The sequence below is a fragment of the Trichococcus flocculiformis genome, assembly GCF_963662535.1.
Taxonomy (GTDB): domain Bacteria; phylum Bacillota; class Bacilli; order Lactobacillales; family Aerococcaceae; genus Trichococcus; species Trichococcus flocculiformis.
The window spans coordinates 596245-620404 of record NZ_OY759718.1; the positions used below are offsets into that span (position 1 = coordinate 596245).

The 24160-nt window shown below is 43.9% G+C and carries 22 protein-coding genes; 19 read left to right on the plus strand and 3 right to left on the minus strand.

Going from position 1 to position 24160, the window contains the following annotated elements; genetic code table 11:
• Positions 1 to 300: 300 nt before the first annotated feature.
• The 3 genes from ACKPCD_RS03100 (at position 301) to ACKPCD_RS03110 (ending at position 2362) form a co-directional block, all read left to right on the plus strand.
• Positions 301 to 909, plus strand: a complete 609-nt coding sequence (locus ACKPCD_RS03100; RefSeq protein ID WP_272162582.1) for a type IV toxin-antitoxin system AbiEi family antitoxin domain-containing protein — start codon at positions 301 to 303, stop codon at positions 907 to 909.
• Complete coding sequence (locus tag ACKPCD_RS03105; protein ID WP_068562648.1) at positions 906 to 1109, plus strand: nucleotidyl transferase AbiEii/AbiGii toxin family protein; 204 nt, start codon at positions 906 to 908, stop codon at positions 1107 to 1109. The genes ACKPCD_RS03100 and ACKPCD_RS03105 overlap by 4 nt, the downstream gene beginning before the upstream one ends.
• A gap of 245 nt (positions 1110 to 1354) precedes the next feature.
• Positions 1355 to 2362: a DUF1186 domain-containing protein gene (locus tag ACKPCD_RS03110; RefSeq protein ID WP_321433968.1), complete on the plus strand. Its 1008-nt coding sequence runs from the start codon at positions 1355 to 1357 to the stop codon at positions 2360 to 2362.
• Between the two features lie 174 nt (positions 2363 to 2536).
• Here ACKPCD_RS03110 and ACKPCD_RS03115 read toward each other — a convergent pair whose 3' ends face one another.
• Entirely contained in the window at positions 2537 to 3355 is an 819-nt protein-coding gene (locus ACKPCD_RS03115; RefSeq protein WP_321433969.1) for an endonuclease/exonuclease/phosphatase family protein, read from the minus strand.
• A 298-nt stretch (positions 3356 to 3653) separates the two neighbouring features.
• Positions 3654 to 5324: a PTS transporter subunit IIBC gene (locus tag ACKPCD_RS03120; protein ID WP_321433970.1), complete on the minus strand. Its 1671-nt coding sequence runs from the start codon at positions 5322 to 5324 to the stop codon at positions 3654 to 3656.
• A gap of 246 nt (positions 5325 to 5570) precedes the next feature.
• Between ACKPCD_RS03120 and ACKPCD_RS03125 the strand changes: the two genes are divergently transcribed.
• The 4 genes from ACKPCD_RS03125 to ACKPCD_RS03140 are packed head-to-tail and all read left to right on the plus strand — an operon-like array spanning position 5571 to position 10602.
• Complete coding sequence (locus ACKPCD_RS03125) at positions 5571 to 7844, plus strand: maltose phosphorylase MdxK (RefSeq protein ID WP_321433971.1); 2274 nt, start codon at positions 5571 to 5573, stop codon at positions 7842 to 7844.
• A 23-nt stretch (positions 7845 to 7867) separates the two neighbouring features.
• A complete protein-coding gene (pgmB, locus tag ACKPCD_RS03130; RefSeq protein WP_086988954.1) occupies positions 7868 to 8542 on the plus strand; it encodes a beta-phosphoglucomutase in 675 nt (224 codons plus the stop codon).
• Positions 8535 to 9548 (plus strand): aldose epimerase family protein, encoded by a 1014-nt coding sequence (locus ACKPCD_RS03135; RefSeq protein ID WP_321433972.1) that lies wholly within the window; start codon positions 8535 to 8537, stop codon positions 9546 to 9548. The genes pgmB and ACKPCD_RS03135 overlap by 8 nt, the downstream gene beginning before the upstream one ends.
• Before the next feature lie 37 nt (positions 9549 to 9585).
• Positions 9586 to 10602 (plus strand): LacI family DNA-binding transcriptional regulator, encoded by a 1017-nt coding sequence (locus ACKPCD_RS03140; RefSeq protein ID WP_068562642.1) that lies wholly within the window; start codon positions 9586 to 9588, stop codon positions 10600 to 10602.
• A 200-nt stretch (positions 10603 to 10802) separates the two neighbouring features.
• On the opposite strand, the gene ACKPCD_RS03145 is transcribed toward ACKPCD_RS03140, so the two are convergent.
• Positions 10803 to 11759 (minus strand): AraC family transcriptional regulator, encoded by a 957-nt coding sequence (locus ACKPCD_RS03145; protein WP_319995156.1) that lies wholly within the window; start codon positions 11757 to 11759, stop codon positions 10803 to 10805.
• 400 nt (positions 11760 to 12159) lie between these two features.
• On the opposite strand from ACKPCD_RS03145, the gene ACKPCD_RS03150 reads away from it, so the two are divergent.
• The 12 genes from ACKPCD_RS03150 (at position 12160) to ACKPCD_RS03205 (ending at position 24158) form a co-directional block, all read left to right on the plus strand.
• The gene (locus tag ACKPCD_RS03150) at positions 12160 to 13653 is read left to right on the plus strand and encodes a sugar ABC transporter ATP-binding protein (RefSeq protein ID WP_319995157.1); all 1494 of its coding nucleotides are present in this window, start codon (positions 12160 to 12162) and stop codon (positions 13651 to 13653) included.
• Between the two features lie 15 nt (positions 13654 to 13668).
• Complete coding sequence (locus tag ACKPCD_RS03155; protein WP_319995158.1) at positions 13669 to 14682, plus strand: ABC transporter permease; 1014 nt, start codon at positions 13669 to 13671, stop codon at positions 14680 to 14682.
• Complete coding sequence (locus tag ACKPCD_RS03160; protein WP_319995159.1) at positions 14683 to 15675, plus strand: ABC transporter permease; 993 nt, start codon at positions 14683 to 14685, stop codon at positions 15673 to 15675.
• Between the two features lie 14 nt (positions 15676 to 15689).
• Complete coding sequence (locus tag ACKPCD_RS03165) at positions 15690 to 16721, plus strand: substrate-binding domain-containing protein (protein WP_319995160.1); 1032 nt, start codon at positions 15690 to 15692, stop codon at positions 16719 to 16721.
• A 295-nt stretch (positions 16722 to 17016) separates the two neighbouring features.
• On the plus strand, positions 17017 to 17331 hold the full coding sequence (gene rhaM, locus ACKPCD_RS03170; protein ID WP_319995161.1) for an L-rhamnose mutarotase: 315 nt from the start codon (positions 17017 to 17019) through the stop codon (positions 17329 to 17331).
• Positions 17332 to 17837: 506 nt separating this feature from the next.
• A complete protein-coding gene (locus tag ACKPCD_RS03175) occupies positions 17838 to 18668 on the plus strand; it encodes a sugar ABC transporter substrate-binding protein (protein ID WP_321433973.1) in 831 nt (276 codons plus the stop codon).
• The gene (locus tag ACKPCD_RS03180; protein ID WP_321433974.1) at positions 18668 to 19966 is read left to right on the plus strand and encodes a sensor histidine kinase; all 1299 of its coding nucleotides are present in this window, start codon (positions 18668 to 18670) and stop codon (positions 19964 to 19966) included. Before ACKPCD_RS03175 ends, ACKPCD_RS03180 begins: the two co-directional genes overlap by 1 nt.
• Entirely contained in the window at positions 19959 to 20639 is a 681-nt protein-coding gene (locus ACKPCD_RS03185; protein ID WP_321433975.1) for a response regulator transcription factor, read from the plus strand. Before ACKPCD_RS03180 ends, ACKPCD_RS03185 begins: the two co-directional genes overlap by 8 nt.
• Positions 20632 to 21924, plus strand: coding sequence for an ABC transporter substrate-binding protein (locus tag ACKPCD_RS03190; RefSeq protein WP_321434531.1), 1293 nt, complete (start codon positions 20632 to 20634; stop codon positions 21922 to 21924). The genes ACKPCD_RS03185 and ACKPCD_RS03190 overlap by 8 nt, the downstream gene beginning before the upstream one ends.
• Before the next feature lie 441 nt (positions 21925 to 22365).
• Entirely contained in the window at positions 22366 to 22791 is a 426-nt protein-coding gene (locus tag ACKPCD_RS03195) for a PTS sugar transporter subunit IIA (RefSeq protein ID WP_321433976.1), read from the plus strand.
• 14 nt (positions 22792 to 22805) lie between these two features.
• The gene (locus ACKPCD_RS03200; protein ID WP_321433977.1) at positions 22806 to 23300 is read left to right on the plus strand and encodes a PTS sugar transporter subunit IIB; all 495 of its coding nucleotides are present in this window, start codon (positions 22806 to 22808) and stop codon (positions 23298 to 23300) included.
• 24 nt (positions 23301 to 23324) lie between these two features.
• On the plus strand, positions 23325 to 24158 hold the full coding sequence (locus ACKPCD_RS03205) for a PTS mannose/fructose/sorbose/N-acetylgalactosamine transporter subunit IIC (protein WP_272162566.1): 834 nt from the start codon (positions 23325 to 23327) through the stop codon (positions 24156 to 24158).
• Positions 24159 to 24160: the final 2 nt, after the last annotated feature.

Genomic DNA, 24160 nt, shown 5'->3' on the forward strand with positions numbered 1-24160 from the left:
TTTTCGGATATCTGGCTTGGCTGTCCGATACTGTGGAGTTATCGGACAACAACCCCCACAAAAATCGAGCCCAACCAAAAAAAGCTGCCTCATGAGACAGCTTTTTCTCTTTATTCATCAATGAAGATGTAGTCGCTGCGGAGCGGGGGTTCGTTTCCTTCCCAGCCGGCGAGTACGATAAACAGAGCCACCCAATGCGAAAGAAAAAGCCGCTGATATTGGGCAGTCCCTGCTTTTTGACTTTCATACTACATTGATATATAGTTTGTTGTATATAAATCAAAATAGGTGGTGATTACCGTGTCGGAAAATCAAAATAAATTAATGGAACTCGTAGCGCGCGAGGTAGAAAAAAATCACGGCGTTGTGTTCTTGGCCACGTTGAAAGAGGAAGGCTATCCGAATCAAGCATCGTTAAATTATCTGAAAAAAGAGGGATTCGAAAAAATCAGCGGGGGAATCTATTTGTCACCACTTTATTACGAGGATGAGATGTATATTTATCAAAAACGGTTTGCGAAAGGCGTATATTCCCATGAAACGGCTCTTTACTTGCATGGATTGTCCGACACAACGCCTTTTATCTACACGATGACCTTCCCGCGCGGTTATCATTCGAAAAAAATTAAAGAGCAACCCATTTCGTTGGTATGGAAGGAACGGTCAGTTTGGCAGGAGGACCAAATGACAGTGAAAAGCAGCAATGGGAACGATATTGTGATCTATTCAATGGAACGGACCTTGTGCGATATGTTTAGTACACGGTATGAAGCGGATAAAGATACACTTTTACAAGCAATCATAAAATATATGCGAAGACCCGATAAAAATATCCCAAAATTACTTAACCTGGCTGAAAAATATAACGTTTTGGACAAAATAAAAACTTACGTGGAGGTATTGTTGTGATAACCCCAACTCAAATGAAACAAAAAATCAAAAACATACAAACCAAAACGGGTATCCCTGCACAATTACTGCAGCGTAACTTCATTATGGAACGATTTCTTTTTCGTTTAAGTCAATCGGCTTATAAAGAAAACTTTATTCTGAAAGGTGGATATTTGGTCGGGCAAAATAAAAAGAAAAACAGATGGTTCGTGATATAGAGCCGCCACGATTTGAGAGGCTCCTGTTTTTTTGGGCCTGGATGTCCGATTCTTCGCAATTAACGGGCCCAACCAAAAAAATTGCCTCTTCGTTTTGCAGACAACTGCGCTTTTTTGCTTACATTGTTTATCATTTTTGATCACCGCTTTTACTAAAGGGTGCTCAAAGTAGTAACGGTATGATAAGATGAAGCTGCATAAAAGAGCAGTTCCAAAAAACCTATATCATTGGTGAGGTGTTAGTGATGGTGAGCAGAAAATTGAAAGAAACCGTGTTGGAAGCAGTGGATAATCAATTAAACGGCAATGATCCAAAATGCACGACAGGTACTTTTGGCCATTCCGAAAAGACGATGGCTGAACTAATTGATCGCATCAAATGTGATCCCGACAGGATTTTCCCTGAGGAAGAGTTGGCGGAAATTATTGCCAGAAAAGAAGAAGCGATTCCTTTATTGATGGCTTTCCTTGAAGAGGTGAGGGATAATGCGGAACAATTCAGCAACAACTTTGATTATTTAGGGCATATTTATGCGGTTCTTCTGTTGGCTCAGTTCAGAGTCAAGGAAGCTTATCCTATTGTGCTGGAACTGTTCAGTCTGCCGAATGGGCTGACGGACAAGTTGTTTGGAGACGCGATGACAGATTATGCCGGAAGGATAATGGCATCCATTTGCGGAAATGATGTGACATCCATAAAGCAACTGGTTGAGGACGAGGAAGTCGATAAGTATATCAAAGTTGAAGCGCTAACCGCCTTGGCTATTTTGACATTGAACGGGGAGCTCGAACGGCAGGAGCTTATGGCTTATTACAAAGAACTGCTTCCCACGATCGATAATCCAACCATTCTCACGTTGCTGATAAATCTCTGTACGGATATCTACCCGGGCGAGGTGTATGATGAAATAAAGGAAGCCTATAAGAATGATAAGGTGGATTCTTTCCTGATTGGTATGGGATCCGTAGATCAGGCCATGGTGGAAGGCCAGTCGATGGTACTGTACAGAGCCGAGAGAGATAGAAACTTACAAAAAATCGATGATACGATCGGTGAAATGAGGAACTGGGCGTATTTTGAAAATGAAGAAGATTCTGCCGAAGAGAACTATTTTGAGCAGCTGACCAACAACAATCTGAATTTCGTGCACCAACCGAAGGTGACGCCAATCGTCAATGAACCAAAAATCGGCCGCAATGACCCTTGTCCTTGCGGGAGCGGCAAGAAATACAAGAAATGCTGCGGGAAGTAAGTGGAAAAACGATATAAGAATGTAGGTGACGAAGTGAATTAGCCCGTCAAAACGCTTTTGGCGGGCTAATTCCGCATTTCGCGGCACCCCCGCCACTGGGTCCAACAAAACTAAATGTAAAAAGAAGATCTACCTCGCGCGAGGTAGATCTTCTTTCTTTCAAATGTATCAATCTCAGGCGTATGTCACCGCAACCCCATAATGATCAGACACGCAAGGCAACTTCTTCCCGTCGAATTTGACTTCGTACGTTTCGACCGCTTGCGGCTGGTCTGAGAAGATATAGTCGATGCGCAAGGGGACTTCGTTTCCTTCCCAGCCGTCGATTGCCGGCGGAACGGTTGCAGATCCGATTCGCGTTGCGGCGACGGCGTAGGCATCCTGCCAGCCGGCGTTCGTGATCAGGTCGTAGCCTTCGTTGCGGACGTCGGCTGGGTTGTTGACGTCACCCATGACATAGATGGGCTTGATGCCGCGCAGTTTTTTGACAGCCGTCTCAACGGAAGTCCACTCCAACAAGAACGGATTTTCTTCTTCCGTTTTCCACCAGGACAGGTGGACGGAGACGAAAGCGGCCGCTTCGGTCTCGAGGACCAAGGCGCGGCGGGTGTGGATGCTTTCGAAATCATTGACTACGGAAAGTTGGACTTGTTCGACTGACTGAATCGGCGCTTTGCTGAGGATGGCGACTCCTTCATCGAAACGGAAGTAGCCTTGGTGGCAAGGTACCCAGGACCAATGATAGGAAAGTCCTTTCTCCGCCAAGGACTTCACCAAGAAGTAGGCGAAGTTATCCGATTTGATCGGGATTTCGTTCTGGGTGGGCAGATAGCCCTCCGGTTCGTTGACGCTTGTGCCGCTGGAAAGCTGGTTCACTTCCTGCAGGGCGATGGCGTCGTAATCATTTTCCAGAATGTCCGCAATCAGGGCGGCGTAAGTTTCAGGGTCTGCTGTTTGAACCCAACTGTACGTATTCAATGTCAGTAGTTTCATGAGGTCCTCTCCTTTCTAAATATATAGCTATTAAGATAATCTTTTAAAATAGAAAGTGCATCATTTGGGATGTTTTACAGACTTTTAAAGTGTTTCGTGCATCCAAAATGATGGCTAGCTACACGGGTAAGCCCTTCGGAAATTATTTATGAAGGAACCCCTTGTCTCTTCGAGCCAAGGATACTGTTCGACTAACCTACTGACGCAGGAAGTCTCTCAGCATATTGCGCTCTTCGATGCTCAGTCGGCACGATTTCCTAAATTTCTTTCAGGGCTGAACGAACCCGTTCCGCTTTTCCTATCTTCCTAATAGATCTATTATATCAGATTTTAGGACATCTGCTTGGGGACCGTACACGACTTGGATGCCTTTGCCTTTGCGGATGACGCCGCGTGCACCCAATGTGGACCATTTTTTATCTTCTGCAACTTGGGTTTCATCTTTGACCGTGACGCGCAGACGGGTCATGCAAGCATCGACTTCAGTGATGTTTTCTTGGCCGCCGAATGCGTCGATGATGTTCCAAACTAGTTTATCGTTATCGGATGCACCAGCGTTGCCTTCCGGTGTTGCAGTGGCAGGAGCAGCTTCTTCAGCTTCGCCGTCGAGGTCCGTGTAGTTGCCCAAACGGCCTGGCGTTGCGAATTTGAAGCGTTTGATCATGAAGTTGGCAACGAAGTACATGATTACGGCAAATGCGAGCGTCACCCAGATATAGTTGACGACATCCAACCACAAGCCGGCTTTCAAAGACATCGGGATGCGGGTCAGGAATTCCAGCGTACCGAAGGAGTGGACGCGCAGGCTGATGATGTCGGCCATAGCGAATGCGGCTCCTTGCAATACTGCATAAACGCCGTAAAGCAGTGGTGCAGCGAACATGAACATGTACTCAAGCGGTTCGGTTACCCCTGTCAGGAAAACAGCGATGGCTGCGGAGAAGAACATGGATTTGTATTTCGGACGTTTGTCGACATCGACGTTGCGGTACATAGCATAAGCCAAGCCCATCAAGCTGCCGGCTGCGCCGATCATTTGACCAACTTTAAAGCGGGCAGGAGTGAATGCGTTAAGCAACTCATTGTAGGCTGCTGTATCGCCGGTGTTGTTCAAGTTCACCAAATCGCTGGCCCAAGCCAACCAAAGCGGATCTTGACCGAACACTTGAGAACCTGCAGCAGCGCCTGTCAAAATGGTGTAAGTTCCACCCAAAGAAGTGTAGTTCATCGGAATCGTCAGCATATGGTGCAGACCGAACGGCAACAACAGACGCTCCAGCGTACCGTATACGAACGGCGCCAAAATCGGTGCGGTATCCGCGGAGTCCGCGATCCAAATCCCGAAATTATTGATGCCGGTCTGAACGACTGGCCAGATGATTGCCAAGACAAGGGAAATAAGGACGGACCAACCGATTACGACGAAAGGCACGAAGCGTTTGCCGTTGAAGAAGGACAACGCATCAGGAAGTTTGCGGTAATTGTAGTATTTGTTGAAGATGACCGCACCGACAAAACCGGCGATGATCCCAACGAAGACACCCATATTCAAAGCGGGCGCGCCCAAAACATTGGTAAAGTAACCATTCACCAGAATGTCCTGGCCGAACAAGGTTTTGGTAGTCGCTCCGTCCGTAGCCAACATATCTCCGGTCACTGCGAAAAGTTTACCGGTCGTGCGGTTGATCAGGATGAAGGCAAGCAGTGCTGCGAAGGCTCCGCCGGCACGTTCTTTCGCCCAGGAACCCCCGATGGCGACAGCGAACAGGATATGCAGGTTGACGATGACAGCCCAGCCCAGGTCTTCGATTACCCCAGCCGTTGTCAGCAACAATTGGACATCTCCAGAGAACATAGCGATCATCTTGCCGATACTGATCATCAAACCAGCTGCCGGCATGACCGCTATAACGACCATCAAAGCCTTACCGAATTTTTGCCAAAAATCGAATGTAAATATATTTTTCATTTTAAAACTCCTCTCAAATTTGTCAGTGCAATCGATTGCAACGTTTGCGATTCAAAGTATAGACCATATCCAGAAATTTTGCAAGCGGTCTATTTTAGAATAAATTGGTTTTTAAACGGATAGATGAAGAAAACGTTTCAATGCCAAGGAAATCATGCGTCGGAAATAATAATGCAACTTTTGCATTGACAATGCAACCGATTGCACGTAAAATAAGGGGGAAGAACAAATAAGGGGGAACCAATAATGACGCAACAAATTTTTGAAATCAATCCTTGGAAAGTAACAACCAAACAATTAGACAAAGAAAATCGCCGCCTGCAGGAAAGTCTGACCAGTCTCGGCAACGGCTACATGGGCATGCGTGGAAACTTCGAGGAAGCCTATTCGGGCGATCACCATCAAGGCACGTATCTGGCGGGCGTCTGGTATCCCGACAAAACACGCGTCGGCTGGTGGAAAAACGGCTACCCGGAATATTTCGGAAAAGTGATCAATGCGATGAATTTTCTGTATATGCACATCTTTGTGGACGGAGAAGAAATCGATCTTTACACCGATGAAGTGAAAGACTTCGACTTGACGTTGGATATGGAAAAAGGCCGCTTGGAACGCTTCTTTACGGTAGTGAAGAACGGTAAAGAAATCACCGTCCATTTCACCCGCTTCCTGAGCATCGACATCAAGGAACTTTGCGCTATCAAAGTGGAAATCACAGCCTCGGAAAAGGCCGCGATCCGTATCGAAAGTGCTCTGGACGGGAATGTCCAAAACGAAGATGCCAACTATGATGAAATGTTCTGGGAATGGGTCGAACAGACGGATGATACGCTGGTCGTCGAAACGATCCCGAACAACTTCGGCATCGAGCGCTTCAGCGTGGCTGCCACGATGCACCACAATGCGACAGGCTTCGCGCAAAAAGGCAACAACAGCAAAGAATTGTTCGTCTCCCAAGTGTTCGAAGGGAAAGCCGGAAACGGCCAAGTCCTTTCATTAGAGAAATACGTGACGCTGACGACGAGCCGCGATCATGCGAAGGACCAGCTGGCAGCAACTGCCGAAGAAATCTACGCCACCAAAGTAGCTGGCCAAAGTTTCGAAGAATTGGAAGCAAAACAAGCGAATCTGTGGACTAAGCGTTGGGATCTGGCGGATGTCGAAATCGGCGGAGATGACGAAGCGCAACAAGGCATCCGTTTCAACCTGTTCCAACTGTTCTCTACTTATTACGGCGAAGATGAGCGCCTGAACATCGGACCGAAAGGCTTCACCGGCGAGAAATACGGCGGCGCTACCTACTGGGATACGGAAGCTTACGGCGTGCCGTTCTACTTGGCGGTTACCGAGCCGGAAGTTACCCGCAATCTCTTGAAATACCGCCACAACCAATTGCCGGGTGCTTTCCATAATGCTAAGCAACAAGGGTTGAAGGGCGCGTTGTATCCGATGGTGACCTTCACCGGCGTGGAGTGCCACAATGAATGGGAAATCACTTTCGAGGAAATCCACCGCAATGGTGCGATCCCTTACGCAATCTACAATTACACCGCCTATACAGGCGATGAAAGCTACCTGGCCGAAGAAGGGCTGGAAGTGCTCAGCGCCGTCAGCCGTTTCTGGGCGGATCGCGTACACTTCTCACAAAACAAGCAATGCTACATGATCCATGGCGTAACCGGACCGAACGAGTACGAAAACAACATCAATAACAACTGGTACACAAACCGTTTGGCTGTCTGGGTGCTGCGTTATACTTTGGAAAGCCTGGAGAAGTATCCGGAACGCGCAGAAGCATTGGGCATCACCGCAGCCGAAAAAGCAAAATGGCAGGACATCATCGACAACATGTACTTCCCGTACGATGAGGAGCGCCAAGTTTTCGTGCAGCACGACACGTTCCTGGACAAAGATCTGAAACCGGTCAGCGCGCTGGACAAAGCTGATTTGCCATTGAACCAACACTGGTCATGGGACAAGATTTTGCGTTCTTGCTTCATCAAACAAGCCGACGTCCTGCAAGGGATCTACCTGTTCGGTGACGAATTCACGCTGGAAGAAAAAGAACGCAACTTTGACTTCTACGAGCCGATGACCGTGCATGAATCAAGTTTGTCACCATGCATCCACGCGATCCTTGCGGCCGAGCTGCACAAGGAAGAAAAAGCTGTGGAACTGTACCAACGCACTGCCCGTCTGGATCTGGACAACTACAACAATGATACCGAAGACGGCTTGCACATCACTTCGATGACCGGTAGCTGGTTGACGATTGCGGAAGGCTTCGCCGGCATGCGCGCCAAAGACGGTCTGAGCTTCGCGCCGTTCTTGCCGAAAGACTGGACGCACTACCAATTCCACATCAACTACCGCGGTAGCTTGATCCTGATCGCGGTGAACGAAGAACACGTCAGCTTGACCTTGGTGAAAGGCGAAGCGTTGTCTGTCCGCATCTATGATGAAGAACTGCAACTGAAAGATGAAATCAAAGTCGCACTGAAAAAGACCGTGTCCGCATGAGCGGCACCAAAGGAGAGAAAGAAATGTTGAAAGCAGTATTGTTCGACTTGGACGGCGTCATCACCGACACTGCCAAATTCCATTTTTTGGCCTGGCGTGACCTCGGCGCGGAGTTGGGGGTCACCGTTGACGAAGCCTTCAATGAAGAGCTGAAGGGTGTCAGCCGCATCGATTCGCTCGAGCGCATCCTGGCATTCGGCGGCTTGGCGGATAAATATTCCACAGCTGAAAAAGAAGCCTTATGCACAAAGAAAAATGACCATTATCTGGAATTGATCCAGGAAATGACACCGGCGGACATCCTGCCTGGCATCCTGCCGCTTTTGGAAGAATTGCGCGAAGCGGGTCTGAAGGCGATCGTGACTTCCGCCAGCAAGAACGCACCTGGCATCCTGGAGCTTTTGCAGGTCAAGGACTACTTCGACGGCATCGTCGATCCAGCCTCAGTGGCTGCAGGTAAACCGGCTCCGGACATCTTCTTGGCCGGCGCGGAGCTGGCAGGGGCAAAACCAGCCGAGTGCATCGGCGTGGAAGATGCCGCTTCAGGCGTGGAGGCCATCAAAGCTGCGCATATTCCTGCGATCGCAATCGGCGACGCTGAAGTGCTGGCGCAAGCCGACCGCGTCTTGGCGGACACGAGCGACTTGTCGCTTGCCGTCCTGCGCGATACGTGGGAGAAGGCGACGGCCAATGGCTAGCATCTCTATCCGCGAATGGGGCAGCATCGGAACGGAACAAGTCATGCGCATCGATTTGAGCCAGCCGAACGGCATGTCCGTCAGCTGCATCAACTACGGCGCACGGCTGATCCGCTTGCTTGTCCCGGACCGGGAAGGCCAGAGCGAAAATGTTGTCCTGGGCTTGGCTGATGCCGAAGCCTACGGTAACGACCAGGCATCCTTCGGCGCGACCGTTGGACCAGTTGCCGGCCGGATCGCTGAAGGCAAATGGGGCGCAGCGCAGCTGGAGCAGAACAATGGTGTACACCATATCCACGGCGGCAGCCGCGGCTGGGGCCAGCAGTTCTGGGACTTCACGACCGAAGAGGCGGCAGAAGCAGTGACCGTCACTTTCACATTGGAATCGACGCCGGAAACGGTCGGCTATCCCGGCCGGCTGCAGGCGAAAACCAGCTATACGCTGGATGCAGAAGGTTGCCTGAAAATCACGATGGAAGGGATCAGTTCCGAGGAGACGCTGTTCAACCCGACTAGCCATATCTATTTCAACTTGAGCGGCGAGGCTAAGCGTCCGATCACTGAGCACACTTTGCAGCTGGCCTGCGAAGAAGTGCTGGAATTGGATACAGATAAGCTGCCGACCGGTACGAAACAAGCGGTGGCGGGGACGGCTTTCGATTTCCGCGAAGCGACTGTTATCGGCGACGCCATTCAAAAAAAGCCTGAAGGATTCGACGACGTGTTCCTGATGCACTCGGACGAACAAAAGCAGTTGGTCCTCAGCGATGCGGGCAGTGGCCGGGAAATGGCGCTGTCCAGCAACCGCAGCAGCATCGTGTTGTTTTCGACGACTGACATGAATGAGCCTTACCTTGTGAACGGACGCCCGATGCAAAGCCACCTCGGTTTGGCGATCGAAGCGCAGGAAGTGCCGGATGCCATCCATCATCCGGGCTGGGACAATATCGTTCTGGCGCCAAATACTTTAGCGACAAGGGTTCAAAATTACAACTTTACATGGTAATCTTAGAATACAAAAATGAACTCTGAGGAAAATGCCTATGACCGTTACAATAAAAGATGTCGCCAGAGAAGCAGGCGTCGCTACTTCAACCGTTTCACGCACGTTGAAGGACAGCCCGCTGATCAGCGAAAACACAAAAGTGAAAGTGCGCCAAGCGATGCATAAACTGGGCTATACGCCCAACTTCGCCGCCCAGAACCTGGCCAATAAGTCCACGCAGACGATCGGTGTGATCCTGCCGGTGGGGACGATGGGGAATCCTGCGCAGAATCCGCTCTTCCTGGAGATGATCCAGGAAATCGGCGTCGTCTGCAACGAACAGAAATACATGATCTCCCTGGCGACCGGGAAAACGATGGCGGAACTGAAGGACAGTGTGCGCCTGATGCATCAACGCAAACTGGTCGATGGCTTCATCCTGTTGTATTCGGAGGCGAAAGATCCGATCCGCAAGTTCCTGCATGATGAGAAGATTCCATACGCACTGTTGGGGAAACCGGATGTCTACGAGAACGAAACGATCTATATCGACAACGACAACCGCCTGTCCGGCAAATCGGCGGCCGACTGCCTGATCCAGCATGGGCACCAGCGGATTGGCTATGTCGGTCTGACGCCTTCCCAAGTCGTCGACAAGGAACGCTATAAAGGCTATTCCGATGCCTTACGCGACGCCAACCTGACCGTCCATCCGGAACTCTATTTCGAAACGCCGACTGATTTCATGGCTTTCCAGGAGTTCCTCGAAGAGACCCAACCGACCGGACTCGTCGTCGGCGATGACCGCCTGGCCTTACGCGTCCTGCAATATCTGCAGCTGGACAAGTACAAAGTGCCCGACGACATCTCGCTGATCAGCTTCAACAATTCCGTCTTTGCGACATTGTCCCATCCATTCCTGACGACCATCGACATCCACGTCCAGGAACTGGCCCGACAAGCCGCCGCCCTCCTGATCCGCCAACTCAACGAACCGAGCGCCTTGCTGCCGAAGATGATCGTGCCGCATGAAGTGATCGAGCGGGAGACGGTTATGAGGGTGCGGGGGGAATAATTCCTCAATAAATAAATTCAGTAAAACACAGCAAGCCCCCAATTTCCGACATCAGATCGGAGGTTGGGGGCTTGCTGTTTTTATTTTTGGGGCATAGCTACGCGAGCCTCATATATAATCCGAGAATGATTTGGTCAGGAACTTCAGGAATTGCTTAGCTTCATGGCTGATGTTTTCTCGTGTTCTTTTCTTTATTTGTCCTATTTTTTACGGACATCAGAAGGTAATCTCTGGAATTTCTCTTTATAGCATTTATAGAAGTAGGTTTTATTCGAAAAGCCTACTTCAGATAATATGGTATTGATTGGTATTTCAGTGGATTCGATCAATAGATTTGCCTTCAATAATTTTTTCTCGTTGAGCAATTCTGTGAAGGTTTGGCCACTTCGTTTTTTAACCATATTACTCAAATAGTTTTTGTTGAAATTTAATATTTTTGAGGCTTCATTAAGCGTAATTGTCTCGAATTCTGTGTCTATCAATTGGAGGACCTCGTAGAAAGGATCTTTTTCGCTGAAATTCTCATTGTATTCGTATGGTAAGGAACGCGCCAATTCATAAAGAAGGATGGGCAAGTAACTACTGATAATTTTGCTGGAAAAGACCTTAGGGAAAAAATATTCGTTCAACATACTGTTGATGATTTGCTGGATGTGTTCGTTTTGTTCATTTCTATAAAGAATATAGTTTGTATGATTTGAACCTTGTTGATTATTGGTAAGTAACATTTTATACAGGATGCTATCGTTATGGTTCATGTTCTTGAGCCAATCGATGGAAATACTCTTATTATTGAATAGGATGTTCAATAGGAGATCCTCTTTCCCTAGCGCTTCAATCGAATGCTCACTGCCGGTGTCCATCAGCAGGATATCGCCTTCCTTCAACAGATATGGGACGCCATTGATGAGTTGGCGGCATTCACCCTTCACGATGTAATTAAGCTCGAGGAATTGATGCGAGTGCTCGGGATAGGCGGCGTAGCGACTATGTTTGCTTATGTAGATATCCTTGTTTTCGAAAAAAAAGTTGTTCTTGATTTTGGGCACTTTTGTCTGCAGGTTGTCCAAATCTGGTAAGTCCGGAACAAATACATGCCTCTTTTTCTGCTCCTTTTCAATAATAGTCTCTTCCATTAGGAATTTGATAAGTTGCATTCTAACACCTCCTGTATAATTGGTACTCAAAACGTATTTATGGACATTGTAACATAAAAGATTAAGTTGTTTAATAGTAATGTAAACATTTTCATTGCGGAGATGTTTAGTAAGTAAATATAGTACTGTATAGTAGCTGATATTATTACTTCAGGCTCTAGATTATGATTGTCAAAATAGACATGATATGACAGTAATTGCATTTATTTTTAAGCGCTTTCAAAATAGGGTGGCCTTGCAGGATAAATATTTTTTGTAAAAATAAAGGTATCTCAGCGGCAACTATCCAAAACTTACTTATGGATGCAATTAAAAGCGGTTACAATTAGGTGTCAGTAAAGGAGACTTGTAGTAAAAGCATTACTCCATTTAAAAATAATGAGATAAAGGAGGAATTAATATGGAAGATTACGTGCTTCAATTAGAGGGAGTTTCAAAAATTTTCCCAGGTGTCAAGGCTCTGGATAATGTGAATTTCAAATTAAAGGCAGGAGAAATTCATGCATTAATGGGAGAAAATGGTGCTGGTAAATCTACATTTATCAAAGTGATGACCGGAGTTCACCAGCCGGAAGAAGGAAAAATTTATCTAGATGGGAAAGAAGTTAGTTTTAAGAATACAAATGATTCTAAAAAAGCTGGGATTGCAGCTATTTATCAGCATTCAACAAGCTACCCTGACCTTTCGGTAACGGAAAATATATTTTTAGGCCACGAGTATACAGCTGGAAAAATTAATTATTTAAATTGGAAAAAGATGAACAGCGAAGCAAACCAATTGTTAGAAAAAATTGGTGCAAATTTTGATGCCCGCCGAATAATGGGAGAGTTGTCGGTAGCCCAGCAACAAATTGTAGAAATTGCGAAAGCACTTTCTCAAAATGCCCGCATTATCATCATGGATGAACCTACTGCATCCCTTACAATTAACGAGAGTGAGGAACTCTATAAAATAGCGGAGGATTTACGTGATCAAGGGAAGTCTATTATATTCATTTCCCATAGATTTGAAGATATGTATCGTTTAGCTTCAAAAGTATCCGTTTTACGTGACTCAAAATATATAGGTACTTGGGATGTTGATAAAATTTCGAATCACGATTTAATCGTAGCAATGGTGGGAAGAGAAATTAATACGCTATTCCCCAAAAAAGAATTAGTAATCGGAGATACTGTTTTGAAGGTTAATAATTTATCACGAACTGGTTACTTCAAAAATATAAATTTTGAAGTAAAAGCTGGAGAAATTGTTGCTTTGACGGGATTGGTGGGCGCAGGGAGAACTGAAATCGTAGAAACCATTTATGGTTTAGAAAAACATGATGAAGGTAGTATCGAATTAATGGGTGAGACCTTCATACCCAAGTCACCATCCCATGCTTTAGAAAATGGTATTGGATTATTATCAGAAAATAGACATGAAGGTGGGTTAATAACTGAATTAGAAATATATAAAAGTATAACCTTGACCAATTTGAGAAAAATGACCAATCGATTTTGGATAAATTCCCAAGAAGAATTTGAAGTTGCAAAAACTTTCGGCGAAAGAGTTAACGTAAAGGCTAATTCTATTTTTGATAAAGTATCCAATTTATCAGGTGGGAATCAACAAAAAGTTGTATTAGCTAAAATATTGACTTCATTCTTGAGAGTCATCATTCTTGATGAGCCAACAAAGGGAGTGGATGTGGGAGCAAAAGCTGCAATGTATGAAATAATGGGAGAATTAGCTGAAAAAGGATATGGAGTCATATTAGTATCCTCAGAAATGCCTGAGGTTTTGGGTATGAGTGATCGAATCATTGTCATCAAAGAAGGTAAGGTTTCCGCTGAACTAAATACCAAAAATACTTCTCAAGAGGAAATATTACAGTATGCAATGTCAGAATCTTAAAAAGGTGGTGGTAAAATGAGTGAAAATATTCTTAAAAAAAATAGGTATAAGAATCTAACTAAGAATATGAACGTAAAAGAAATAGGGTTACTCGTATTTATGATCATTGCTATGATTTATATTCAAATGAAGAATCCGCAATTTCTCACGGGTACCAATATCACAGATTTGCTAAAGAATACTAGTTTATTAGGAATGCTTTCGGTCGGAATGATGCTAGTAATGCTAACTGGAGGGATAGATTTATCCATCGGAGCGGTTTTAGCGTTATCCGGAATGTCTGCAGCTCGTTTTGTAAGTATTTACCCTGATTTGCCAGTTGTCTTCTCTCTTTTATTGGGAATGATGATTGGAATAGTTACGGGACTCATTTTAGGTTTGCTTGTTTCAAAAGGTCGAATTAATCCAACAATTGCATCATTAGGAATGATGAATGTGCATAGAGGATTGACATATGTTGTCGGTAATAATGCTTGGATCAGCGCTCATCAGATGACACCAGCCTTCAAATCGTTGTCCACAGGAAGTCTTTTCGGTTTGAATAACCTAATCCTGTTCTCGATCACGACATTTGCCATTTTCTACTATTTTCTACAATATGCGAAGACTGGTAGAAATATTTACGCTGTTGGATCTAATTACGAAGCAACGAGTATAACGGGGATTGCAACCAATCGTACCATTGTGACAGCATATGTATTAAATGGCTTAATTGCGGGTTTAGCAGGTGTACTGTGGGTTAGCAAGTATGCATCAGCGCAAGGGGATACAGGCGTCGGCTATGAAATGTCGGTTATTGCAGCTTGCGTATTAGGCGGAGTGAGTGTACGAGGCGGAGTCGGTAAAATTTCCAGTTTGATTCTAGGTGTACTTATGCTAGGTATTTTGAATAATGCTTTACCATTATTAAATATATCTACATTCTGGGAAGATTTCATTACAGGGTTCATTATATTAGTTGCTATTCTTTTGAATCTTTATATTCAAAAGCGTCAAAAGAAAGATGCATTGAAAAGGAGGGCAATATAGATGGAAGAACTCAAGTGGAAATATGAATTATCTACGAAAAAAGATAAGAGTATTAAATCCTTTTTCATGCAGTGGGAATGGTTGTTGGTTGTTATCCTCATATTGATTATTACTTTTAACTCTTCTATTTCGGGAAATTTCTTTACTGTAAATACATTTTTGACTGCACCAATGTCATTTATGGATAAAGCCTTTATGGTTTTACCAATGACTTTCATCCTCTTATTAGGGATGATTGATATCTCTGTAGGATCCATAGTTGCTTTGTCTGCTGTTATGATGGGTTTGGCTTTCCAATCAGGGGCACCCATGTGGTTGGCAATAGTCACAAGTTTATTTACAGGGGTTATCTGCGGATTTTTAAACGGTTTATTGAATACTAAGTTTTCGGAACTTCCTCCAATGATTCTGACATTTGCTACTCAAACAATTTTTAGAGGTTTTTCCTATGTTCTATTGGAAAATAATTCGATATCTGGATTCCCCACTTGGTATACCAACTTGGGATGGGGCTCTGTAGCAGGTATTCCTATTATTATGCTTGTATTTATAGTAGTAGCGATACTATTTACCGCTGTTCTCCACAAAACCGTATTTGGCAGAGAAATATATGCTATTGGTTTCAATAAACGAACTAGTATTATTTCCGGAGTCAAGGTTAATAGAAATATTATCATTGTCTTTACCTTAATGGGATTAATGGCGGCAGTTACTTCTCTGTTCTTAACTTCTAGAATGTCAAGTGTTAGAGCGGATATTGGTATGGGCTATGAACTTGAAGTAATTGCTATGGTTGTATTAGGAGGTGTCAACACGAGTGGCGGTATTGGTAGAATACTAGGCCCAATTATTTCAGTATTCATAATTGGATTCTTGAGATATGGCTTAGGGATTGCAAATGTAAGCAGCCAAACAATCACTCTAATTATTGGGGTACTGTTAATCGTTTCAGTATTAGTTACTAGAATCAAAATAAAAAATAAAAAAATTTAAGGGGATGAAAGAATATGAAAAAAACACTATATTTTTTAGCAGCAACAGCAGTATTATTGGCAGGATGTACAAATTCCGGTTCTGAAGGAGAAACAGGATCTACTGATGATGTGAAAAGTTTTGGATTTGTTTACAAAAATACGGGTAACCCATTTGGAGAAAAACTTATGGAAGGTTTTATAAACTCGATTGAAGAACAAGGGTATACAGCCATTACGAAAGCACCAGATTCTCCTACAGCTGAGCAACAAATAAATATGATTCAAGAGTTAGTCGCTCAGGGAGTAGACGGGATCGCCATATCAGCTAATGATCCAGATGCATTACAACCGGCATTGAATGCCGCAAGGGACCAAGGAATCCAAATTATAAGTATTGATTCCGCTGTAAATACGGAATCTAGAAATACCCATATTCAACAAGCTGATCCTGTAGGAATTGGTCGCGTGTTAGCTGAGTCCGCATTGGACATGGCTGACGGTGCTGGTGAGATAGCCATTTTATCTGCAACGAGTACAGCAACCAATCAAAATACTTGGATTGAAGAAATGCAGAATGTTATGGATAGTGATGAAAAATATGCAGATCTAAAAATAGTAAAAATTGCATATGGTGATGATTTACGTGATAAATCGACTTCCGAAACAGAAGCATTATTACAATCTTATCCAGATTTAAAAGTAATTGTAGCTCCATCTACTGTAGCTTTAGCTGCTGCAGCAAAAGTAGTAACAGATAAAGGAATCGGAGATAACGTTAAAGTAACAGGTTTAGGATTACCATCAGAAATGGCCGAATATATTGAATCAGATGTTACGCCATACATGTATCTATGGAACCCTATTGATATGGGCTATCTAGCGGGATATACTTTAGCTGAAATGGCTGATGGAAATATTTCAGGTGAACTAGGTGATACTTTTGATGCAGGAGATTTGGGAACTAAAGAGGTAACTGAAGCAATGGATGGTGGAACAGAAGTATTATTGGGCGAACCGTTTAAATTTGATGCTGAAAATATTGATCAATGGAAAGATATTTTTTAGAAAATATCTTATAGTCTACATGACGAATGAGAGTGTTTTGGATTAACCAACAAATGTTGAATTGAATACTAGGATTGGCGATTATATGGTAGGTACTAGAAAAGTGATGACTGATCTATTCCCAGACTCCATTTATGAAACAATCACAATATGAAACACGATAATGCTTCCAGTTATCGTGTTTTCATTAACACAATTATGCCCGAAGATATTTTACTCGATGTAAAAAAGAAAATAGACAATACTATATGGGATGAATTTAGTTCTAAAATACTCAATAAGGGAGATTAGCAAAATGTACAGATTGGCTTCAATTATGTATCTCTATCCTGGGAATCAAGTAGAATATGAAAGGCGGCATACAGAATTATGGCCTGAAATGAGTAATAGCCTAAAGGAGTACGGTGCTTCAAACTATTCAATTTTTTTAGATGAAGAGAAGGATACCTTATTTGCATATGTGGAAGTGAAAGACAAAGAAACCTATGAGAGCTTCAGCAATACGGAGATTTGCAAAAAATGGTGGGAATATATGGCCCCAATCATGAAGACAAACGACGATAATAGTCCGATCAGTAAAAGTTTAAGACAAGTTTTTTATTTGGAATAATGAATTGATTTGGGTGTCACAATATTCCTTTAAGAAATTCCAAACATAGTAAACAAAATCAAGCATCCGGTCCTCCGCAAAGGCAAAGTCACCGAAGTCGACGCACGCTCCCGGACTATGTTGTGAAGTTTGATGGCATAGTGACTTCTCTACCGCTAAATTATTTAAAACAGCAAGCCCCCATTTCCGATATCCAATCGGAGACTGGGGGCTTGCTGTTTTCTTTTTGGGGGATGGTTCTGAGCCCAGCCGAATTCGGACGCAGGTTTATACCCATGCAGAAGGAGATAAAAAATGGAAGTGATTGCATAAAATTACTTTTGTCAATTTACATATGTGACAAAAGTATATAGACTGTGAGGTGGGAGAGTGATGATAGGGTGCGAAATGTAAGCAAAATGATGGTTATAATTGTCTCTGTTTGTGTCATCGCGGTTTCATCCATCTATTATAATTATAAATTCGTCAGATATGACAGTGAAAAAATTGTTTTTGGTGCTACTTATATGACCATGAATAACAGCTTTTACAAGGCCATAACAGATGAAATAGAAAAACAAATCAATGATCGTGGCGATATCTTATATACCCGGGATCCGGCTTTGGATGTCGAGAAACAGAACGAACAAATCAATGACTTGATCGAGATGGGGATTGATGTATTGATCATCAACCCGGTTGATTATTCGAAAGTGAATGATTCTTTGAAAAAAGCCAAAGAAGAAGGCATCAAGATTATTGTCATTGATGCGCAGCTGGATGACGATACCATTGCCGATACGACTGTTTTGTCCAATAATTATGATGCGGGCGTGCAGTGTGCCAAGGATATGATGCGCAATCTGGCTTCAGCAAAAATTGTGCTTTTAAAACACAGCGCTGCTTTATCGTCCGTTGATCGGATCAACGGTTTTCTGGATACGATCAAAGATAATGCTAATTACACGGTTGTTGCAAGCGAAGAGTGTTTGGGCCAAACGGAAGTCGCGATGCCCGTCATGATGGAAATCATTGATAAAAAAATCGATTTCGATGTTGTCATGGCTTTAAATGACCCCAGTGCATTGGGTGCTTTGGCGGCAATAAAAGATAAACAAATCAATCATGAAGTACTGGTCTATGGCGTGGATGGTTCACCGGATATGAAAAAACTATTGATTGACAGTGATGAAGTCCAAGGAACTGCAGCGCAATCGCCTACTACGATGGGGGCAAAAGCGATTGAAGCAGCCTATAAAATTGTTAATTATGAACAATATGAAAAGTCGATTGTTGTGCCGGTTACCTTAATAACCAAGAACAACATCAGCGAATATGACATTTCGGGGTGGCAATAATGAAAAATTTAGGAACGAAGCATATAGCTTATATTCATAATTCCTTATTGCTACTGAATTTTATTATCGTATTGTTTAATGCCTCCATCTTTTTACTTTCAACTAAATACTTGCAAGCACATGGGTATGCCTCGGCTTTTTTGGAAAACCTCTCTTATGTCCCTCCGGCTCCGGAAAAGACCTTTTTTGGGGCGATCCTGTTGTTCTTGGTATTACTGGCGAGTATGTACTTCCGCACGAAAGACAGTTACATCGTTTATTGGCTGATCTATCTGGAAATTATCGTGATGATCACATTGATCATCGTTTTGAACGGCAGTTACAATGGCATCGTGTTATTGGTGTTCGCAGATATTTTGTACAATACAAAGAAAATTAAATATTGGCCCGCACTGTTGGTCGTCAGCTTTGGACTGCTGATCATCTCTGATTATGCCATTCTTTCGCTCATTGTCAGAATGCCATCGATTGAAACCTATATCAATTTTTATCCCAGCGGAGCCAGAACGTTGATCTTGTTCTTCAGAAACATCCTTGCTTCGCTGAATATCGTTGGCTTCATTTCTTTTCTGGCGACTTCTTTATTTGTCCAACAAAAAGAAAAACAACGGGTCGGAGAACAGTTGGCGATGGTCTCACGCGTAAATGTCGAATTGAAGAACTATGCCAATCTGACTGAAAAAATCGGCGAAGATAACGAACGGAAAAGAATCTCCAGGGAAATACACGATACGCTGGGCCATGCTCTGACCGGAATATCGGCGGGTGTCGATGCCTGCATTGCCATCATTGATATCGATCCGGAAAAAACGAAACAGCAACTGTTGCTGGTCAGCGACGTTGTCAGGATGGGCATCAAAGATGTGCGGCGTTCCTTGTATAAATTGCGCCCGGGCGTTTTGGAAGACAGCACGCTGAAAGATGGATTGACCAAAATGATCGCCGAGTATGAAGGCGTATCCAATCTGAAAATAGATTTATATTACAAATGGGATAATGTTGATATTGAGAATACCAAAGAGGACATTATTTTCAGGATGATCCAAGAATCGATCACCAATTCTTTGCGGCACGGGCATGCCACAGAGATTGAAATCAATATGTTTGTCTACGAGAATGAATATGTCATCATCATCCAAGATAATGGTACGGGCTGTGAAAGCATCAAATGTGGTTATGGGTTAAAGCAGATGTGTGAACGCGTATCGATTTTAAACGGTACGATCAGATTTTCTGGTGAGAACGGTTTTAGAACTGCCATAGAAATACCGATCGAAAGGGGAATAAATTATGATTAAAGTAATGATTGCCGATGATCAAGAGTTGATTAGACAATCCCTGGAAATTGTTTTATCGACCAAACCGGGTATTGAAGTTGTCTCTACCGTAGCGGATGGATTTGAAGTGCTGGAAAGCATCAAGAAATGCAAACCGGATGTCATTCTGATGGACATCCGGATGCCCAAAATGGATGGCGTCTACTGCACGAAGATGGTGAAGGAACAATACCCTGACATCAAAATCATTATCCTGACTACTTTTGATGACGATGAGTTTGTGTTCAGTGCCTTGAAATACGGCGCCAGCGGTTATCTGTTGAAAGGCGTCAGCATGGACGGTTTGCATCAGGCTATTCTGACTGTCGTGAATGGGGGCGCGATGATCAACCCGGATATCGCCACCAAAGTATTCAAAAAATTCTCGCAAATGGTAACCAGCAGTTATGCGATCCAAGTGGATGACAAAAATGTTGCGGATATCTCCAACCGTGAAATGAAGGTCATCCAACAAGTGGGATTTGGCCTGTCCAACAAAGAAATATCGCAAAAGTTATTCTTATCGGAGGGAACGGTCCGGAATTACCTCAGCACCATTTTGTCCAAATTGGATTTAAGGGATCGGACACAACTGGCTATTTGGGCAGTCCAAACGGGTCAAACCGCAAAAGATTTCGGTAATGAAAATGACTAAAATGAAAAAGTTGGTCCTCGCATTAATCGGTTTTAGTCTGTTGATGATTTATCTGTTTGTCAGCTCTCGCAGGGAAATCACGATTACGCTGGGGATGTTCACCGGCAGCAATTGGGATGTCTACAATGCGGAAAGTTATAAAGTGATTGATGATGCCATCGCAAAATTTGAAAAGGAACATCCAAACGTAACCATAGAGTATAAGAGCGGCATCTTGAAACAAGATTATTCAGCCTGGTTAGCTTCCAATATCGCCAGCGGGGAGCAACCGGATGTTTTTATGGTATTGGCTGAAGATTTCAATAAGTTGTCTTCATTGGGCGCATTGATGCCGTTGGATGAATTGATCAAAGCTAACAACGTGAGTACTGATATCTTCTATGAAAGTGCGCTCAGTTCGGGCAGTTACCAAAATACGCAATATGCCTTACCCTATGAGATCAACCCGACCATGATGTGCGTCAATCGCGATCTGTTGGAAAAGGAAGGTATCGCGATACCTGAGGGTAATTGGACGATCGAAGAATTTTATCAAATCTGTGCACAAGTAACCAAGGATACGGATGGTGATGGCACGATCGATCAGTATGGCTCCTATGGTTTTAAATGGCAAGATGCGGTAAATGGTTATGGCATCAGCTTGTTTGATGAGGAGGGTGCCTCAAGCAATCTGAATCAAAGCGATGTAAGAGAAGCCCTATCCTATATTCAAAAACTGAAAGACCTGAATAAGGGCTATCAAGTATCGTCAGAGGACTTCGATAAAGGCAATGTCGCTTTTTGCCCGTTGACGTTTGCGCAATACCGGACTTATCAACCATATCCTTATCGCGTCAGTAAATATTCTACTTTCAAATGGAGTTGCTTGGCGATGCCGGGGACAACTGCTAATCAAAAGACTTCCCAAATAGCCACCTCTTTGATCGCGATAAATTCCAAAACGACACAGCAACAATTAGCTTTTGAGTTTCTGGAAACCTTAACGATTGACCAAGAAATTCAACAGGAATTATTTGAAAATTCTCAAGGGGCTTCCGCTTTGAAGAGTGTGATGGCCAGCGACAGCACCAAAGTGCTGCTGGATCAGGATGCCATGAGCAATTATTCCTTAAAACAAGATGTGCTGGATGCTATTATCAAAAATGCGGTGATCGAACCGAAATTCAAAAAGTACAACAATATCATCGAAAGATGCGATTATCTGATCACGAATGCATTGAATGAAAATAAAATTGATGATGAGCTGGTCGACATCGAAAAAGAAATCGATAATCTTTTAAAATAATCGGAATGACAAATGTCACACGGAGGATGAGGTCTGTTAAGTCCGAGTAATCAGCTGTATACTGCAACACGAATAGAGGCTGAATCAGAACCAGAACGGTATTTTCTGGCTTTGATTCGGCTTTTTTTTGTATGAGAATTGAATTTATGCGCAGAGATTCCCCGCCAAAACCCTTTTGGCGGGGGGAAATGTCTAAGGGCAACGCGAGATAGCCCGCCAAAACCCTGTTGGCGGGGAAAAACGTCCGCGGACAATACGAGATAGACCTCCAAACCCAATTTGGCGGGGAATTCCACCGCTAAACCGCAGTCCGGTAGTGAACAGTTTTAATTATTTCGTGTCAAATGTCACATGAATGTGTTGACACCCGACACGATGCAAGCGCTTCGATGGGTGGTATTCTTTAGAGGCTAATTGATATACGCGAAGGAGGAAAATAATTTGAAATATGTGGTTCTGGTAAGCCACGGTGATTTTGCGACAGGCTTAAAGACATCGTTGGATATGCTGGCTGGAAAACGGGATGATGTGATCGCAGTTGGATTGCCTGACGGGAAAACAGCGGATGAGTTTGCTTTGATGTTCAAGGAAGGCATTCAAGCTGTGACTGGGGATGATGAAATCATCTTGCTTGCTGATATTGTAGGCGGCTCACCTTTGACAACTTCATTGAATGTTTTAGCGGACATAGGCAAACTTGCCAACACGATCACTATCGGCGGCATGAACTTGCCATTGGCTTTAACTTCCGTTTTGATGAAAGACAGCTTGGATGGAGAAACTTTTACTGCTACGGTCGTATCCGAAGCGAAAGCAGCTTTGCAGGAATTCAAATTAGAACAACCAGAAGAAGACGACGAAATTTAGAGGAGGAAAGAGAAATGACAGTATCATTTATTCGGATTGATGATCGGATGATCCACGGGCAAACATGTACGCGTTGGGCAAAAGAGTACCCTTGTGACGGGTTAGTCGCTGTGAATGATAAGGCGGCTCAGAGTGACGTTCTAAAAGCGGCCTATAAGAGTGCCAGCGGTTTAAAAACGTTCATTTGGACCAATGAGGAATGGCAACAAAAAAATCAAAAAGTATTGGACAGCAAAGATCGCTATTTCCTGATCACCAAAGATCCTTTGGACATGAAAAAGATTTTGGTGGATCAAAAATTCAAACCCGGAATCGACACTGTAATCGTAGGTCCGTGCAATGACCGTGAAGGTGCTACGAAATTAGGGAATAACCAATCGATCACACAAGCAGAAGCAGAAGCCTTTGAAGAGATGCATCAAGCTGGTTACAAAATTAAGTTTGCCTTGTTGCCTGATGTTTCGATCGGAAGCTGGGAAAACTTCAGAAGCAAATTCGGTTTTAAATAATAAAACAAAAGGGGAGAAGCAATCATGACAATCAGTTGGATTCAAGCAGCTATGCTAGGGCTGTTCGCCTGCTTATCAAGTATGCCTGGCTTAGGTGGTACATCATTCGGAAATTATACATTAGGTCGTCCTTTAATCGGTGGTTTAGTATCAGGCATTATCTTAGGCGATATCCAAACGGGTATTTTAGTCGGTGCTGCAATGCAAATCGTGTACATCGCATTGGTCACTCCTGGTGGAACGGTCTCAGCTGACGTTCGCGCGGTCAGTTATATCGGTATCCCGCTTGCGATGGTCGCTCTAAAAAGCTATGGCTTGGCGGCTCTTAGCGTGGAAGGTGCAGCATTGGCTACATCATTCGGTACGATGGTCGGGACTTTGGGTACCGTATTATTTTACGGAACTGCAACAGCTAACTTGGCATGGCAACACATCGGTTGGAAAGCGGTGGAAAAAGGCGAATTCCGTAAGCTATATGCAGTCAATATGGGCTTGCCTTGGATTTCCCATTTCTTCTTCTCCTTTATCCCAACCTTGATCATGTGTAAATTGGGAGCCGATGTTGTTGAGTTGATCAAAGAAACCTTACCGATGGACGGCTTGGCAATGAAAACTTTATTCACAGTCGGATCCTTGCTTCCTTGCGTCGGGATTGCGATTCTGTTGAAACAAATCGTTACCAAAGCAGTAGACTTCATTCCCTTCTTCTTTGGCTTTACGTTGGCTGCTTCATTAGGGATCAACTTGGTTTCAGCGACAGTGGTTGCGGCTATGTTTGCATTAATCAACTATCGCATCAAACTGCTGTCATTGCAAAGAGTGGTTTCAGTAAGCGGCGATGAAGAGGAGGACATTTAAGA

What these genes read in the sequence shown, in the direction of transcription:
- ACKPCD_RS03180 (WP_321433974.1), top strand. Translation starts at nt 18,668, where the DNA reads ATGAAAAATTTAGGAACGAAGCATATAGCTTATATTCATAATTCCTTA.
- ACKPCD_RS03160 (WP_319995159.1), top strand. Translation starts at nt 14,683, where the DNA reads ATGGAAGAACTCAAGTGGAAATATGAATTATCTACGAAAAAAGATAAG.
- ACKPCD_RS03175 (WP_321433973.1), top strand. Translation starts at nt 17,838, where the DNA reads ATGACCATGAATAACAGCTTTTACAAGGCCATAACAGATGAAATAGAA.
- ACKPCD_RS03200 (WP_321433977.1), top strand. Translation starts at nt 22,806, where the DNA reads ATGACAGTATCATTTATTCGGATTGATGATCGGATGATCCACGGGCAA.
- rhaM (WP_319995161.1), top strand. Translation starts at nt 17,017, where the DNA reads ATGTACAGATTGGCTTCAATTATGTATCTCTATCCTGGGAATCAAGTA.
- pgmB (WP_086988954.1), top strand. Translation starts at nt 7,868, where the DNA reads ATGTTGAAAGCAGTATTGTTCGACTTGGACGGCGTCATCACCGACACT.
- ACKPCD_RS03145 (WP_319995156.1), bottom strand. Translation starts at nt 11,759, where the DNA reads ATGCAACTTATCAAATTCCTAATGGAAGAGACTATTATTGAAAAGGAG.
- ACKPCD_RS03140 (WP_068562642.1), top strand. Translation starts at nt 9,586, where the DNA reads ATGACCGTTACAATAAAAGATGTCGCCAGAGAAGCAGGCGTCGCTACT.
- ACKPCD_RS03185 (WP_321433975.1), top strand. Translation starts at nt 19,959, where the DNA reads ATGATTAAAGTAATGATTGCCGATGATCAAGAGTTGATTAGACAATCC.
- ACKPCD_RS03120 (WP_321433970.1), bottom strand. Translation starts at nt 5,324, where the DNA reads ATGAAAAATATATTTACATTCGATTTTTGGCAAAAATTCGGTAAGGCT.
- ACKPCD_RS03150 (WP_319995157.1), top strand. Translation starts at nt 12,160, where the DNA reads ATGGAAGATTACGTGCTTCAATTAGAGGGAGTTTCAAAAATTTTCCCA.
- ACKPCD_RS03205 (WP_272162566.1), top strand. Translation starts at nt 23,325, where the DNA reads ATGACAATCAGTTGGATTCAAGCAGCTATGCTAGGGCTGTTCGCCTGC.
- ACKPCD_RS03190 (WP_321434531.1), top strand. Translation starts at nt 20,632, where the DNA reads ATGACTAAAATGAAAAAGTTGGTCCTCGCATTAATCGGTTTTAGTCTG.
- ACKPCD_RS03115 (WP_321433969.1), bottom strand. Translation starts at nt 3,355, where the DNA reads ATGAAACTACTGACATTGAATACGTACAGTTGGGTTCAAACAGCAGAC.
- ACKPCD_RS03125 (WP_321433971.1), top strand. Translation starts at nt 5,571, where the DNA reads ATGACGCAACAAATTTTTGAAATCAATCCTTGGAAAGTAACAACCAAA.
- ACKPCD_RS03155 (WP_319995158.1), top strand. Translation starts at nt 13,669, where the DNA reads ATGAGTGAAAATATTCTTAAAAAAAATAGGTATAAGAATCTAACTAAG.
- ACKPCD_RS03135 (WP_321433972.1), top strand. Translation starts at nt 8,535, where the DNA reads ATGGCTAGCATCTCTATCCGCGAATGGGGCAGCATCGGAACGGAACAA.
- ACKPCD_RS03110 (WP_321433968.1), top strand. Translation starts at nt 1,355, where the DNA reads ATGGTGAGCAGAAAATTGAAAGAAACCGTGTTGGAAGCAGTGGATAAT.
- ACKPCD_RS03165 (WP_319995160.1), top strand. Translation starts at nt 15,690, where the DNA reads ATGAAAAAAACACTATATTTTTTAGCAGCAACAGCAGTATTATTGGCA.